Here is a 14,571-nt window from a genome sequence, read left to right on the forward strand (position 1 = left end):
GGGCGATCGGAAGGTGGTTAGAAAGCGGTCAGATAGCGGTCCAGCTCCCAGGGGCCGACCGTCGCGTGCCAGTCGAAGAACTCCTCGCGCTTGAGGTCGGCGAAGTACCGGCTCACCCCGGCCCCGGCCGCGTCCAGCGCGCCGCAGATCACGTCGTCCGCCTGGAGCGCCTCCACGGCGTGCAGCAGGGTCGGCGGGAGTTCCGGGCCCTTGCCGGCCGCACCGGGCTCGCCCGGGTCGAGGCCACGTTCGATGCCGTCGAGGCCGGCGGCGAGCGCGGCGGCTGCGGCGAGGTAGGGGTTGGAGGCGCCGTCTCCGCCGCGCAGCTCGATGCGGTTGCCGTCGGGGACGCGGACGAAGTGGGTGCGGTCGTTGCCGCCGTAGCCCGCGACGCGCGGTGACCAGGTGGCGCCCGAGCGGGTGTTGACCGCGCCGGTGCGCTTGTAGGAGTTGACCGTCGGCGCGATGACGGCCTGGAGGGCCTGCGCGTGCTCGATGATGCCGGCGACGAACGAGTAGGCGAGCGGGGAGAGTCCGAGCCCGCGTCCGTCGGTGGCGTCGGGGAAGGCCGGTTCGTCACCCCGCCACAGCGACATGTGCAGATGCATGCCGGTACCGGTGCGGTCGGTGAACGGCTTCGGCATGAACGTGGCGGTCATACCCCGCTGTTCGGCCAGCATCGACACCATGTACCGCATGGTGATGACCCGGTCGGCGGTGGTGAGGGCGTCGGCGTGCTTGAAGTTCTGCTCGAACTGGCCGTTGCCGTCCTCGTGGTCGTTGGCGTAGTTGCCCCAGCCGAGGGAGTTCATCGCGCTGGAGACGGCGGTGAGGTGGTCGTACATCCGGGTCAGCCCGCGTGCGTCGTAACAGGGTTGGGCGGCGGTGTCCCGGGTGTCGGCGACGCTCAGCACACCGTGTTCGTCCCGGTTGACGAGGAAGTACTCGACCTCGGCGCCCACGGACAACGACAGCCCCTGGGCGGCGGCCCGTTCGAGCACCCTGCGCAGGATGACGCGCGGGGCGTAGGGCCAGGGTTCGCCCTCCACGTACGGATCGCAGTGGACGAGGGCGAGGCCGGGCTTGACGAAGGGGACGGGGGTGTAGGAGGAGGCGTCGGGACGGGCGACGACATCGGGGTCGCTGGGCTGCTGGCCGAGCGCGCCGGCCGCGTAACCGGCGAACCCGACGCCCTCGTCGCGGAGTTCCTCGACGGCCTGGGCCGGGACGAGCTTGGCGCACGGCTTGCCGGTCAGGTCGACGAAGACGGCGAGCACGAACTCGATGCCGTCGGCGCGGACCAGTTCGGCGAGATCGATGGAAGCCGGGGAGGCCGAGGGATCCGGGAGAGCGGGGAGATCGGGGATGGCGGTCGCCATGGGCCCCTCCTTGAGTGTCCACTGTGGTGAATCTTTGTTGCATGCGAGTAGACACTCTTGGGGTTACGGCGAGATTTCCGCCGTGGAAGGTCCCCGTAAGCCAGAAGCCGGGCCCCGCCCCGAGAGGCGGAACCCGGCAGATGAGGACCCGGAGGCGCGGGCTAGCGGCGCCGCGCGCCGTTGCGGTCCGCGAGCCGGTGGACCGCCGCGACCAGCGTGTCCACCTCCTCGTGCGTGTTGTAGAACGCGAACGACGGTCGGACGGTGGCCTCCACGCCGTACCGGCGCAGGATCGGCTGCGCGCAGTGGTGACCCGAACGCACCGCGATGCCCTCTTCGTTGAGCGCCGTGCCCACCTCGGCGGGCTCGTAGCCGTCCAGTACGAACGACACGATGCTCGCCTTGTGCGGAGCCGTGCCGATCAGCCGCAGCCCGGGCACCCCGCGCAGGCCTTCGGTGGCGTGCTCGACCAGGGTGTGTTCGTAGGCGCCGATGTTGGGCAGGCCGACACGCTCGACGTAGTCGATGGCCGCGGCCAGCCCCACCGCGTCGGCGATGTTGCCGGTACCGGCCTCGAAGCGGTTCGGCGGCGGTTGATAGGTGGCCCGCTCGAAGGTCACGTCGGCGATCATGTTGCCGCCGCCCTCCCACGGAGGCATGTCCTCCAGGATCTCCCGCTTGGCGTAGAGCACCCCGATCCCGGTCGGTCCGAACAGCTTGTGCCCGGAGAAGACCAGGAAGTCCGCGTCCAGCGCCCTGACATCGATCGGCAGGTGCGGGATGGACTGCGCCGCGTCGACCAGGACACGTGCCCCGGCCCGGTGACCGAGTTCGATGATCTTCTCGACCGGTACGACGGTGCCGAGCGCGTTGGACATCTGGGTGACCGCGACGAGCTTGGTGCGGTCGGACAGCAGGTCGGTGTACTCGGCGAGCAGGAGCTGCCCGGAGTCGTCGACCGGGATCACCTTGATCACGGCGCCGGTCTGCTGCGCCAGCATCTGCCAGGGCACGATGTTGGCGTGGTGCTCCAGGTAGGAGATGACGATCTCGTCGCCCGCGCGGAGGTTCTTGGGCCCCCATGCCTTGGCGACCAGGTTGATCGCCTCGGTGGTGCCTCGGACGAACACGATCTCCTCGGCGGAGCCCGCCCCGATGAACCGGGCGACGGTCTTCCTGGCGCCCTCGTAGGCGTCCGTCGCCCTGGCGGCCAGTTCGTGCGCGGCCCGGTGGATGTTGGAGTTCTCCCGTGAGTAGAACTCGACCAGCCGGTCGATCACGGCCTGCGGCTTCTGTGTGGTCGCCGCGTTGTCCAGCCAGATCAGCGGACGGCCGTTGACCAGCTCGGACAGGATCGGGAAGTCCCGCCGGACCGCCCGTACGTCGAAGGCCGGATGCTGGTCGAGCGGCAGCCCCACCGGTGCGCCGGGTGCGCCCGGTACGCCGGGTGAACCGCCTTCCTGGACGAAGTAGTACGGCGCGGTCGTCGCCGTCGGTGCCGCGGGATCGGGCAGGGGCGGCAGCCCCAGGTGCCCGAAGCCGGGAAGCTCAGGCGCCTCGGTGGGGAACCCGGGTGCCTCGTTGAGGAAGTAGAACTGCCCGGGGCCCGAGAGCTGAGCCGGTGGGGACATCGGTGCGGCGGACGGCGACCCGGGCGCCACCGGCAGGGCCGGCAGCTCCGGGGTGTATCCGGCAACGCCGGGCGCACTCGCCGCGTAGGCGGCCGGGGCACTGGTCGGCGGCGGCCCGGACGGCGGGCTCATGCCCGCCTTCGGCGCCGGAGGCGGCGGGTCGGCGGCCGGCAGGCCGGCCGGTGCCGGCCACGCAGGCGAACCGTCACGGACGGGAGCCTGGGTGGCCATCGACGAACCGTCACGCACCGGAGCCCGACCGGCCGCCGACGGACTGTCGAGGGCCGGAGCCCGAGTGCCCGACGGCGGGACGTCGGGAACCGGGGACCGCATGCCCGCCGACGAGCCGTCGGGGACCGGGGCCTCCGTGTCCGCCGGCTGCCCGGGAAGTGCTCGGAAGAACTCCCCGGCCAGCCGGTTCAGCATCGCCTCGTCCGGCAGCCACGCCGGAGCGGCTTCGTTACCGGTAGTTGGGGGCGTAGTCATGGAACTTGTCCACCTCGACATCGTCGAGCACGGCGAGCGCGTCCTCGGTGAGTACCGCGAGCGAGCAGTACAGGGAGACCAGGTAGGAGGCGATGGCACTGCGGTCGATCTGCATGAAGCGCACCGACAGCCCCATCCCCTGCTCCCCCGCGAGCCCCGGCTGGAACAGTCCGACCACGCCCTGACGGGACTCGCCGGTACGAAGCAGCAGGAACTTGGTCTTCCCGTTCTCCAGGGGGACCTTGTCCGACGGGATGATCGGCAGCCCGCGCCAGGTCAGGAACTGCGAGCCGAACATGCTGACCGTCGCCGGCGGAACACCGCGCCGGGTGCACTCCCTGCCGAAGGCGGCGATCCCTTCCGGGTGGGTGAGGAAGAAGGCCGGCTGCTTCCACACCTTGAGGATGAGTGCGTCGAGGTCGTCCGGTGTCGGCGGCCCCGCCAGCGTGGAGATGCGCTGCGTGGGCGCCGCGCTGCTCAGCATCCCGTACTCCGGGCTGTTGATCAGCTCGCCCTCCTGGTGCTCCTTCACCGCCTCGATGGTCAGCCGCAGCTGCTGTGCGGTCTGGTCGTGCGGGCTGGAGTACAGGTCGGCGATCCGGGTGTGCAGGTCCAGGACCGTCTGTACGGCCTTGAGCCGGTACTCGCGGGGCTCCTGCTCGTAGTCGACGAAGGTGTCGGGCAGCGGCGCCTCGTCGTAGTTGTCGCACTCGATACGTACCGACTCGGGATGCACGACCTTGTTCACGCGGTAGATACCGGCCTCGACGGGCACCCAGGACATCAGGTGCACCAGCCAGCGAGGCGTGATGGAGGCCATCTGGGGAACGGTCTTGGTGGCGTTCGCCAGGGTCCGTGCCGCGCGGTCGCCCACCGACACGGATCGCGACGGTGGATTCGCAGCCTTACCAGCCATACGACATCTCCTTTCCGCGCCCAGGGGGCGGACGCACGTAAGGCATAAAAAGGGGCAAAACCTCTCGCACGAACTTTCCCACTCACCCTCCCAGCACCACCGGTATCGGACCAATGCGTGTTTTCGAGGCTGTCATCGAAGCTGGCTATGATTCGCGGATGATCGACCTGAGTCGGCTGCGTGTGCTGGTGGCCGTCGCCCGTGAAGGTTCGATCACGGCTGCCGCCGAGGCGCTGCACTACGCCCAGCCGTCGGTCAGCCATCAGCTCGCCAAGCTCGAGGCCGAGGTCGGCGTACCGCTGTTGCAGCGGATGGGGCGCGGTATCCGGCTCACCGACGCCGGCCGCCTGCTGGTGGACCGCGCCGAGTCGATCCTCGCGCAGGTCGAGTCGGTGCACGCCGAACTGGACGAGCTGGCCGGGCTGCGCACCGGCCGAGTCCGCCTGGCCGCCTTTCCCTCCGCGCTGGCCACCCTGGTGCCGCTCGCCGCCGCCCGCGTCACCGCCGGGCATCCCGGCATCGAGCTCATCCTGCGCGAGGCCGAACCGCCGGACGCGCTCAGCGCCCTGCGCAACAACGACGTCGACGTGGCGCTGATCTTCGAGCACGGCGACCCGCCCCAGGGCGACCGCCGCGACACCACCATGATCCCGCTTCTCGACGAACCGCTGTACATGGTCACACCGGCCGACCGCTCCTGGGACGGCCCCCGGGCGGAGCTGACGACGTACGCCGGCACCCGCTGGATCGCCGGGTGCGAACGCTGCCGCGAGCATCTCGTCGCGGCCTGCGGGCGGGCCGGGTTCTCGCCGGTCGTCGAGTTCGAGACCGACGACTACGTCGCCGTACAGGCACTCGTCGCGGCCGGTCTCGGCGTGAGCCTGCTGCCCGGGCTCACCCTCCTCGCCAACAGGCACCCCGGGGTCAGGCTCGACCGGATTCCCGGCATGCGCAGACAGGTCGTGGCCGCCGTGTACGGCAAGCCACCCGCGTCCCGGCCCGCCCAGGTACTCCTCGACGCGCTCGACGCGACCCTGTCCGAACCGGAGTGGCCGTCCTGACGAAGCGTGTCTCTGGAGAAGGCGCCCGGCCGGGCGCTCAACCCCCCGCCGGGCAGACGTCGCGGTACGAGGCGTCGGGGATGTACGTGTGCCACTGGTCCCGGGACAGCGTCCTACCCGTGCGGGCGCGGCTGCGGGTGGCCACGTAGGAGAGGGCCTTACCTTCCGCGTTCGGACGGGTCGGCAACGCGGGTCAGAACCGGACATGGAATCCGTAAGCAACGAACGCGGAACGAATGGGCAATCTACGTGCGTCACTCTCGGGCTGGTCGTCCGGCGGCAGAAAGTCGGCACCGAGCACGGAGGGAAGCGCGATGAGCCTTGTCAGCGAGTGCGGCACGGACCTCCGGTGCCGTGTCCATCAGTCGGCCTGGACGCGCGGACGCGTGGCGCACGGCTCACATCCGACGCCCGAGGGTGCTCCCGGCTGACCTCGTGCCGCTGACGCGGCCGGCGTCCTGCCCGGTCCACGGTTGTGCGGTGTCCCTCCCCGGACCGGCCTGCCGAGGCACGCTCTGCCCGCGCACCTCTCCTACGCCGTCATCCTGGCGTGCGCGCCTCATGAGTGCTTGCCAGGCCTTCCGGACGCGCCGGGAGTGACTCCCGCGGGCAGGGCATCCACGGCGTCCGCCGCTCCCGCGCCCGCACCCCCGAACTCCTCCTCGGTCTCCGACCCGGGGTCCATGACCCCAGGTCGCCGCCCGACCGGAGACCGGCCCGGCACTGTCCGGGCCTCGCCCCATCCATGTTCTTCATGTCCGCCATGAGCCGGCGCCCGCCCGGCCAGTGAAAGGAACCCGCGCCATGACCAGAAGTACGAGCAGTGACGACAGAGCGTTCGCCGCCGCCGACCGCCGTCTCTTCCTCAAGCGGGGACTGCAGCTGGGCGGTGCCGTGTTGCTCGGCGGCCCGCTGCTCGCCGCATGCGGCGACTCCGACTCGTCGTCGGCCTCCTCGACTTCCTCGTCGTCCTCCGGTGCCAAGAGTTTCGGTGAGCTGACGCTGCGGCTGTCGTGGATCAAGAACGTCGAGTTCGCGGGCAGCTACATCGCGGACAGCAAGGGCTACTACACGGACGAGGGCTTCTCGAAGGTCACGCTGATCGGCGGCGGCCCGTCCGCGACACCGATGGAGACGGACGTCGTCACCAAGAAGGCGCTCGTCGCGATCAGCGCCCCCGACATCACGGGCGCCGCCGTCTCCAAGGGCGCGCCACTGAAGATCATCGGCGCGCAGTTCCAGAGGAACCCGTTCTGCATCATGTCGATGTCCAAGGACCCGATCGCCAAGCCGGAGGACATGTACGGCAAGAAGATCGGCGTCCAGGCGGGCAACGAGTCCGTGTGGGCGGCGTACGTCAAGGCCACCGGGCTGGACGAGTCGAAGATCACGAAGGTTCCGGTGCAGTTCGACCCGCTGCCCCTGACCCAGGGCACTGTGGACGGCTGGTTCTCCTTCGTGACGAACGAGCCGAACACGCTGCGCCTGAAGGGCTTCAAGGTCTCGACGATGCTGCTCGCCGACACCGGCTACCCGCTGGTCTCGGAGACCTACTGTGTCCGCCAGGAAACCATCGACAATCAGCGCGACCTGCTCAAGGCGTTCCTGCGCGCGGAGATCAAGGGCTGGAAGGCGAACATCGCCGACCCGGCACTCGGCGCGAAGCTCGCGGCCGAGACGTACGGCAAGGGGCTCGGGCTGACGACCGAGGAGCAGACCCTCGAATCCGCTGACGAGAGCAAGCTGATGGTGAGCGCCGGCACCAAGAAGAACGGCCTGTTCACGGTCACTCCGGAGCTGGTCGAGGAGAACATCAAGACACTGAAGTACGGCGGCCTCGACATCACCGCCGACAAGCTCTTCGACCTCTCGCTCCTCGAAGAGGTCTACAAGGAGGACCCCAGCCTCATCTGAGGCTCCGGCGGTACCGGTGCGGCCCCGTCGGCCCGCCGGTGCCGGCTTCCCGTACCCGCACCGCACACCGCACACCGAGGTCGCCAACTGATGAGTACCGCAGCCGCTGTTCCCGAAGCATCCGACGACGCACCCGACGACTCCGCACCGTCCGGCGTCGGTACCGGGCTGTCCCTGCGCGGGCTGAGCAAGGAGTTCAAGCTCGGCCGGCAACGCGTCCCGGCCCTGGCCGGCGTCGACCTCGACACGACCGAGGGCCAGTTCCTGGCGCTGCTCGGGCCTTCCGGGTGCGGGAAGTCAACCGTTCTGCGGATTCTCGCCGGGCTCGACAGCCCGACCTCCGGTACGGCGCTCGTGCACGGCGAGGACCCGGAGGAGGCCCGCAAACGGCACCACCTGGGCATCGCCTTCCAGGACGCCGCGCTGCTGCCGTGGCGCTCGGTCACCGCCAACATACGGCTGCCGCTGGAGATCAGCGGAATCAAGGCCGATCCGGCGGCGATCTCCGACCTCATCAAGCTGGTCGGCCTCGAGGGCTTCGAGAAGGCCCGCCCCGCCCAGCTCTCCGGCGGCATGCGGCAACGCGTCGCCATCGCCCGCTCGCTGGTCGTCGACCCCAAGGTGCTGCTGCTGGACGAGCCGTTCGGCGCACTGGACGACATGACCCGCCAGCGGCTCAACCTCGAACTCCAGCGCATCTGGCAGGCCCGTGCGGTGACCACCCTGCTGGTGACCCACTCCATCAACGAGGCCGTGCTGCTCAGCGACACCGTCGCTGTCATGTCCCCCCGGCCCGGCCGGATCGTGGAGGTCGTCACCATCGACCTGCCCCGGCCGCGTACCCCGGAGATGATGCGCTCGGCCGAGTTCCACGCGTACGCCGACCAGTTGTCGGAACTCCTGTTCGGCCGCGCTGACGCCCCCGTCGGCGACGCCGAGCCCGTGGCGGAGGCGTCATGAGTGCCCGACGTTCCGCCTGGACCGGCGGGGCCGTCGGCATCGCGGCTCTGATCGGAGCGTGGTCGCTGCTGTCCACCACGGTCTTCGGCCCCGGGGACGGCGTACCCACCCCCTGGGCGGTGGTGGCGAGCGTGTTCGACGACGGCTGGACCTTCTACAGCCCGCATGTCACACAGACCGTGGGCGAGGCCCTGACCGGGTATCTGATCGGCAACGCGCTGGCGCTGGGCCTGGCGGTGCTGGTGCTGCTGGTGCCCGTGCTGGAGCGGGTGGTCACGCAGATCGCGGTGGCCTCCTACTGCCTGCCCATCGTGGCGATCGGCCCGATCCTGTCGCTCGTCCTGGACGGGGACAAGCCGATGTCGGCGATGGCCGGGCTGTCGGTCTTCTTCACCACCCTCATCGGCGCACTGCTCGGCCTGCGCTCGGCCGACCCCGCCTCGCTGGACCTGGTTCGCGCCTACGGCGGCGGGCGCTGGCAGCAGATGCTGCGGGTCCGGCTGATCGCCGCGCTGCCCAGCACGCTGGCCGCGCTCAGGATCGCCGGGCCGGCGGCGCTGCTCGGCGCGATCATCGGCGAGTACCTCGGCCGCGTCGACAGCGGGCTCGGCATCGCCATGACCATCGCCCAGCAGCAGCTCGACGTACCGCGCACCTGGGGCATCGCCCTGGTCTCGGGCGCGGTGGCAGGCGTGGCGTACGGCGCGGTCGGGCTCGTCGCCCGTTACGCGCTGCCGTGGTCGCGCACGACGACAGTGGAAGGCGCAGGCACATGAGCACCGCGACGGAGACACGAACGGCCCCCGCGTTGCGCTTCACGGCGGGCGTGCTGCGCCCGCTGCTGAACGTGGTCGTGACGATGGCGGCCGTCATCGCCTTGTGGATCATCTTCCTGGAGGTCTACGACCTGGACCCACTGGTGGCCAAGTCGCCGGTCGACATCTTCCACTACCTGTTCACGGGTGCGGACGCGGGCGCCCACCGCTCCCTGGTCTCCTCCGGTCTGGGCCGTACGCTGCTCGACGCCGGGTTCGGCTTCGTCGCCGGGCTGGTGGCGGCGGTGGGGGTGGCGGTCGTCTTCGTCCTGGTGCGCAGCGTCGAGCAGGCGCTGCTGCCGATGGCGGTCGTCGTGCGGTCCGTGCCCCTGGTGGCGATGACCCCGCTCATCACCCTCGTCTTCGGCCGGGGCCTGATGGCCACCACCGTCATCAGCGGCCTGATCGTCTTCTTCCCCGCCCTGGTCACCATGACCTTCGGCCTGCGCTCCGCCTCCCGCCAGGCGGCCGACCTGTGCCGCGCGTACGGCGCCGGGGACTGGACCATCGCCCGCAAGGTCATGCTGCCCAGCGCGGTCCCCGCCTTCTTCGCCAGCGCCCGCGTGGGCGTCCCCGGAGCCCTGATCGGCGCGATGCTCGCCGAATGGCTCTCCACCGGACAAGGCCTCGGCTACGCCATGCTCAAGGACTCCTCCACCTTCGACTACGACCACCTCTGGGCCTCGGTCGCGGTCCTCACCGCCGTCTCCGCACTCGCGTACAACGTCATCGCGGCCATCGAGGCCGTCGCCCTGGCCCGCTTCGCGCCGAACATCCGGCCGGGCACCTGACCATCCTGTCCGTGGTTCGGCTGTCCGTGGTTCGGCCGTTCGCCGCCCTTCCGCCGGCGGCTCAGGAAGGCGCCCGGAGCGCGTCCACCGGTTCCATCCGGGCGGCGCGCAGCGACGGGTAAAGACCGGCGAGCAGGCCGACGAGGGCTCCGGCGAGCGGGGCGCCGAGGGCGAGGTTCAGGTCCAGGACCGGGGTCCACTCCTTGAACACGGCGACACCCACCACGACGGCGATGCCCAGGGCCGCGCCGACGATCCCGCCGAGCAGGCCGATCGTCGTCGACTCCAGGAGGAACTGGCCGGCCACCTGCCGCCTCGAGGCGCCCAGCGCGCGCCGCAGGCCGATCTCGCCGACCCTTTCCATCACCGTCACCAGGGTGACGTTGGCGATGCCGATCGCGCCCACCACCAGCGAGACCAGGCCGAGGACGAGGAAGAGGCCGTTGACGTCGCTCTGGACGCCGTCGCGGGCCTTGGACATGTCCGCCGGCGCCACCACGGCGAGGGACTCCTCCTGTCCCGGGGCCAGGGCGATCGGCGCCTGGCGCGCTACCTGCTGGGCGGCTCCCATCGCGGTGTTGATGAGTACGCGGGTGACGTCCTGGAGGCCGAGGCGGTCCGCGGCGGTGGTGGGCGGGAGCAGCACGGCGGTGGACAGGCGCTGCTCGCGCTGGATGCCGTCGAGGACGCCGATGACGGTGTACGACTGGCCCTGGAAGAAGATCGCCGGCGAGTCCTGCACCCGGCTGATGCCGAGCAGCCGTGCCGCCTGGTCGCCGAGGACCGCCACCTGGGCGTGCCGGGCGATGTCACCGGCGTCGTAGAACCGTCCCGAGGTCATCGCACCGCGTACCCCGGCAGGCAGGTCGGCCGAGGCGGCCACCACGGCCAGGGTCTGGCCGGAGACGTCGCCGGGCGCCTTCACGTCGTTGGACCGCACCTGGACGCTGTTGGTCAGCGGGGAGTCGGCGAGGGCGGCGGCCGAGTCCACGCCCGCCAGCCGCCGGACCGCGTCGGTCCCCGACCAGTCCACCAGTGGCTTGTCGTCCGAGCCTGCCTGCGTGGGCGGCACCGTCACGGTCACCGAGGTCGCGGTGAGCGCGTCGAACCGGCCGACGATCTGGTTGCCGGCGGTGGAGGCCACCCCGATGGTGATGACCAGCGTGGTGATGCCCAGCACGGTGCCGAGTGTGGTCAGGGCGGACCGTACGGGGCGGGCCATGACGCCCGCGAGAGCTTCCGTCCACAGGTCCCGGGGGTCCATCCAGGGGCGTTCGATACGCGCCCCGGTCCCGGCCGATACACGTTTCACGCGGTCTCCAGGGTGAGGCTGCCGTCGGTGATGCGGACCCGCTGGCCCGCGCGGCGGCTGACCGTCTCGTCGTGGGTGATGAGCACCAGGGTCATGCCCTGGGCGCACAGGTCGTCGAAGAGTTCCAGTACGGAGAGGGTGTTCTCGCTGTCCAGGTTGCCGGTGGGCTCGTCGCAGAGCAGCAGCGCGGGATCGCTGATCAACGCCCTTGCGATGGCGACGCGTTGGCGTTCGCCACCGGAGAGCCGGTCGGGCCTGAAGCCCGACCGGTGCCCGAGCCCGACCCGGTCGAGCGCCTCCCGGGCACGGTCGAGGCGGGTACCGCGCCCCCGCCCGGGGCGCGGCCTGCGGTACGCCTCGGCCAGCATGACGTTCTCGTCCACGGTGCGGTACGGGAGGAGGTGGAAGGCCTGGAACACGAACCCGATGCGGCTGCCGCGCAGCGCGGTGCGTTCGAGGTCGCCGAGCCCCGTGGTCTCGACGCCGTCGAGCCGGTACGTACCGGAGGTGGGCCTGTCGAGCAGGCCGAGCGTGTTGAGCAGCGTCGACTTGCCGGAGCCGGAAGGGCCGACGATGGAGAGGTGCTCCCCGCGCCGAACGGTCAGGTTCACGCCGCGCAGTGCGTGCACCGGGGGCTCGGAGTCGAAGGTCCGCTCCACACCGGTGAGTTCGATGACGGCGTCCGGGCCGCCGTCCTCGTCCTGCGGCGCGGCACTGCCGGTCGTCGGGGCTGTGGTGTCCGCCGGGGCGGGGCCGGGGGTCAATCGCCCACCACCACCTTGTCGCCCTGCTCCAGCGTGCCACTGGTCGGCTTCACCTCGACGAGACCGGCCGAGGAGAGCCCGACGGTGACGTGGACGTCGCTCAGCCTGCCGCCGCGCTCGACCTGCACCCGGACCTTTCCGTCGGACGAGGTGCGGATCGCGGCGAGCGGCACGACGAGCACCTTGCCGTCCGAGGCACCGATCTTGATGGTCACCTTCACCGCGGTCTCGGCCTCGTCGGCCAGCTCGCCGGAGTTGGGCACGGAGATCCGCAGCTGGACCGGGGCCGAGGCGTTGGAGGCGGAGGTGCCGGCGGCTTCGGTCTCGGTGCCCTCCGACGTCGACCCGGCGGACTCCTCGCCCTCGCCCTCACCCTCGCCCGTCGTCGTTGTCGTCGAGGCCGCGGCGTCGGCGCCGAGCGCTGACACCTTGCCCGCCGCCTTCTTGCCGTCCGTCGTCGTCAGCTCGACGGCCATCCCCTTCCGCAGCAGTTCGGCGTCCGCGCCGGGAACGACCGCCTGTACCTCCAGGTCGGAACTGGTCACGGTGCCGATCGGACCGGACGCGGTGTCCCCCGTCTTCACCGTCACCTTGTTCAGCCGTACGGGCAGTTTCGGGAAGAAGACGACCTCGCCGGCCGGGACCTTCGTCCCGTAGGAGGCCTGGAAGGTGCTGAGCGCGGCGTTCGCCATGTCCAGCGACTTCCTCGCGGACGCGAGCTGCAGTTGGTGGATCTGGGCGTCGGTGCTGGACTGCGGGTTCGGTGAACTCGTACTGCTGCTCTCGCCCGCCTCAGTCCCTGCCTCCGCCGCCTCCGTCTCCGTCGCCGCTCCGCTGCCGCCGGTGCTGTTCGTGGTGAGCAACGTCTGCTGGGCGGACGACACCGCCTGCTGCAACTGACCCAGTTGCTGCTGGTCCTCCGGACTGGGCTTCTGGGCCTCGTACCCCTTGCTCGTGAACCAGTTGGTGACCGCCGACGCGGTGCCCTGGCGGTAGTTGCCGCTGATCGACCCGGGATCGAAGCCGAGCCGCCGCAACGCCCGCTGGAGCTGCTTCACATCGTCGCCGGAGGCACCTGGGCCCAACGCGCGGTACATCGGTACGGATCCGCTCAGCGCGAGCACCGGACGGCCGTTGACCGTCATCAGTACGTCGCCCTCCTTGACCTTCGTTCCGGCGACCGGGGCCTTGGTGATCCGCTGCTCCGCGCCCTCGCCGCCGGCGGTCGCGGACGCTCCGGTGCCGACCGCGCCGGCCAGCGCGAGCGGACGCGGCGAGGCGAACTCGACAGATCCCGACGCCACCACGGTCGCGGTGAGGGACTGCCGTTGGACCTCCACGGTCACCGGGCCTGCCTTCGGCGCGGTGTGCGCGGCGGCGGCGTCGGCGGGAGAGCGCACCTGTGTACCGGCGATCCAGCCGCCCGCGCCGATCAGGACCACCACCCCGACCAGCGCCCCCAGTTGCTTGCGGCTACTGAGTCGGCTCATGCGTTGTTCCCCCAGTACGGGTGGGCCTTCTCCTTGGGGAAGTACGCGGCCCGGAACTTCTTGCCGCACTCCAGGTCCTTCAGGGAGAGGTCGATCTCCTTGGTGAGCAGGGGCAGCGCCTCCTCCTTGGTCAGGCTGAAGTGGTCCTCCGACACCTCCTGGTTCAGCCGCACCATGTCGGACATGCTGGTCGGCTGGGTGGTGGTGACCGGAATGCCCTGCCCCTTCAGGCAGGCGGCGTACTCCTGTGCCAGCTGGACCAGTTGGGCGTCGCCGTTGAGCTCAAGGCCGTTCGCCCGGTTCTCCTCGACCTTGGCGTCCCACGCCTTCTTCTCCTCGTCGGCGCTCAGGGCCGGTCCGTTCGCCGCCACCGATCCCTCCAGTTCGCAGCCGCCGAGTTTCTCCTCTGCCTTGCTCTTGGCCGGGGGGCCCGACAGCGCCGCCGAGTACGCCTTCTTCTGGGCGTCGGTGAACCCCTTCTCGTCGTTGTCGACGGGGTCGAGAACCTTTCCGCCCTGCCTGCCTCCCCCGTTGCCGAAGGGCGCCTTGGGGTCGTCGGGGTAGACGAGGGCCGCGTAGTTGCCGAACCCGTACTTCTCCCGGGACTTCTTCCCCGCTGCGTAGTCCTCCGCGTTGATCCCGGCGACGGTGTCGTCGCCGGGTGTCCCCACATGCGGTGTGTAGGTGAAGCCCTGCTTCTTCATACAGGCCGCGATGGTGTTCTCGGTGAGGTACAGCTTCTTGGTGTCGTCGTCCACGCCGTCCGGGACGGTGAGCTGCACTGCCCCGTCGGCGTTGGTCGTACTGTCGTTCGCCGCGTTCGCTCCGCTGCCGGCTGCGGAACCGGAGTTCGTGCCGGACTCGTCGCTCGAACCGCCGCAGGCGGCCAGGAGCGGCAGCAGGCCGATCGCGAGGGCGGTGGCCACGGAAACGCGGAGCCTCTTGGGCATGTTCGTGTGTGCGGTCATGGTGGATCAGGCTGGACCCGCGGTGTGATGGGAACTGGCCCGGAGTGTGATCAAACGGCAACAGCCGACGGCCCGGTGACGATG

The 14,571-nt window shown here is 70.4% G+C and carries 12 protein-coding genes; 5 read left to right on the top strand and 7 right to left on the bottom strand.

The window, feature by feature from the left end; translation table 11 throughout:
• Positions 1-17 precede the first annotated feature (17 nt).
• From glnT to G3I56_RS24095, 3 genes are all read right to left on the bottom strand, one after another.
• Positions 18-1,379 (bottom strand): type III glutamate--ammonia ligase, encoded by a 1,362-nt coding sequence (glnT, locus tag G3I56_RS24085; protein ID WP_164412272.1) that lies wholly within the window; start codon positions 1,377-1,379, stop codon positions 18-20.
• A 161-nt stretch (positions 1,380-1,540) separates the two neighbouring features.
• A complete protein-coding gene (locus G3I56_RS24090; protein ID WP_164412274.1) occupies positions 1,541-3,496 on the bottom strand; it encodes a family 2A encapsulin nanocompartment cargo protein cysteine desulfurase in 1,956 nt (651 codons plus the stop codon).
• Positions 3,471-4,412 (bottom strand): family 2A encapsulin nanocompartment shell protein, encoded by a 942-nt coding sequence (locus tag G3I56_RS24095; RefSeq protein WP_164412276.1) that lies wholly within the window; start codon positions 4,410-4,412, stop codon positions 3,471-3,473. Before G3I56_RS24095 ends, G3I56_RS24090 begins: the two co-directional genes overlap by 26 nt.
• Positions 4,413-4,570: 158 nt before the next feature.
• On the opposite strand from G3I56_RS24095, the gene G3I56_RS24100 reads away from it, so the two are divergent.
• The 5 genes from G3I56_RS24100 (at position 4,571) to G3I56_RS24120 (ending at position 9,953) form a co-directional block, all read left to right on the top strand.
• Positions 4,571-5,473: a LysR family transcriptional regulator gene (locus G3I56_RS24100; RefSeq protein ID WP_164412278.1), complete on the top strand. Its 903-nt coding sequence runs from the start codon at positions 4,571-4,573 to the stop codon at positions 5,471-5,473.
• 804 nt (positions 5,474-6,277) lie between these two features.
• A complete protein-coding gene (locus G3I56_RS24105; protein WP_164412280.1) occupies positions 6,278-7,387 on the top strand; it encodes an ABC transporter substrate-binding protein in 1,110 nt (369 codons plus the stop codon).
• A gap of 90 nt (positions 7,388-7,477) precedes the next feature.
• Positions 7,478-8,347 (top strand): ABC transporter ATP-binding protein, encoded by an 870-nt coding sequence (locus tag G3I56_RS24110; protein WP_164412282.1) that lies wholly within the window; start codon positions 7,478-7,480, stop codon positions 8,345-8,347.
• Positions 8,344-9,123 carry an ABC transporter permease subunit gene (locus G3I56_RS24115; protein ID WP_164412284.1) on the top strand — a complete coding sequence of 260 codons (780 nt, stop codon included), beginning with the start codon at positions 8,344-8,346 and terminating at the stop codon, positions 9,121-9,123. Before G3I56_RS24110 ends, G3I56_RS24115 begins: the two co-directional genes overlap by 4 nt.
• The gene (locus tag G3I56_RS24120) at positions 9,120-9,953 is read left to right on the top strand and encodes an ABC transporter permease subunit (RefSeq protein WP_164412286.1); all 834 of its coding nucleotides are present in this window, start codon (positions 9,120-9,122) and stop codon (positions 9,951-9,953) included. Before G3I56_RS24115 ends, G3I56_RS24120 begins: the two co-directional genes overlap by 4 nt.
• 61 nt (positions 9,954-10,014) lie before the next feature.
• Here G3I56_RS24120 and G3I56_RS24125 read toward each other — a convergent pair whose 3' ends face one another.
• The 4 genes from G3I56_RS24125 to G3I56_RS24140 all read right to left on the bottom strand — a co-directional run bounded on the left by G3I56_RS24125 (position 10,015) and on the right by G3I56_RS24140 (position 14,487).
• Positions 10,015-11,265, bottom strand: coding sequence for an ABC transporter permease (locus G3I56_RS24125; RefSeq protein WP_343240038.1), 1,251 nt, complete (start codon positions 11,263-11,265; stop codon positions 10,015-10,017).
• Positions 11,262-11,939 (bottom strand): ABC transporter ATP-binding protein, encoded by a 678-nt coding sequence (locus G3I56_RS24130; RefSeq protein ID WP_164412373.1) that lies wholly within the window; start codon positions 11,937-11,939, stop codon positions 11,262-11,264. The genes G3I56_RS24125 and G3I56_RS24130 overlap by 4 nt, the downstream gene beginning before the upstream one ends.
• Before the next feature lie 86 nt (positions 11,940-12,025).
• Positions 12,026-13,519 carry a peptidoglycan-binding protein gene (locus G3I56_RS24135; RefSeq protein WP_164412288.1) on the bottom strand — a complete coding sequence of 498 codons (1,494 nt, stop codon included), beginning with the start codon at positions 13,517-13,519 and terminating at the stop codon, positions 12,026-12,028.
• Positions 13,516-14,487, bottom strand: coding sequence for a hypothetical protein (locus G3I56_RS24140; protein ID WP_203690521.1), 972 nt, complete (start codon positions 14,485-14,487; stop codon positions 13,516-13,518). Before G3I56_RS24140 ends, G3I56_RS24135 begins: the two co-directional genes overlap by 4 nt.
• Positions 14,488-14,571: the final 84 nt, after the last annotated feature.

Origin of the sequence: Streptomyces sp. SID12488 (assembly GCF_010548275.1) — a bacterium.
In the GTDB taxonomy this organism is placed as follows: Bacteria; Actinomycetota; Actinomycetes; order Streptomycetales; family Streptomycetaceae; genus Streptomyces.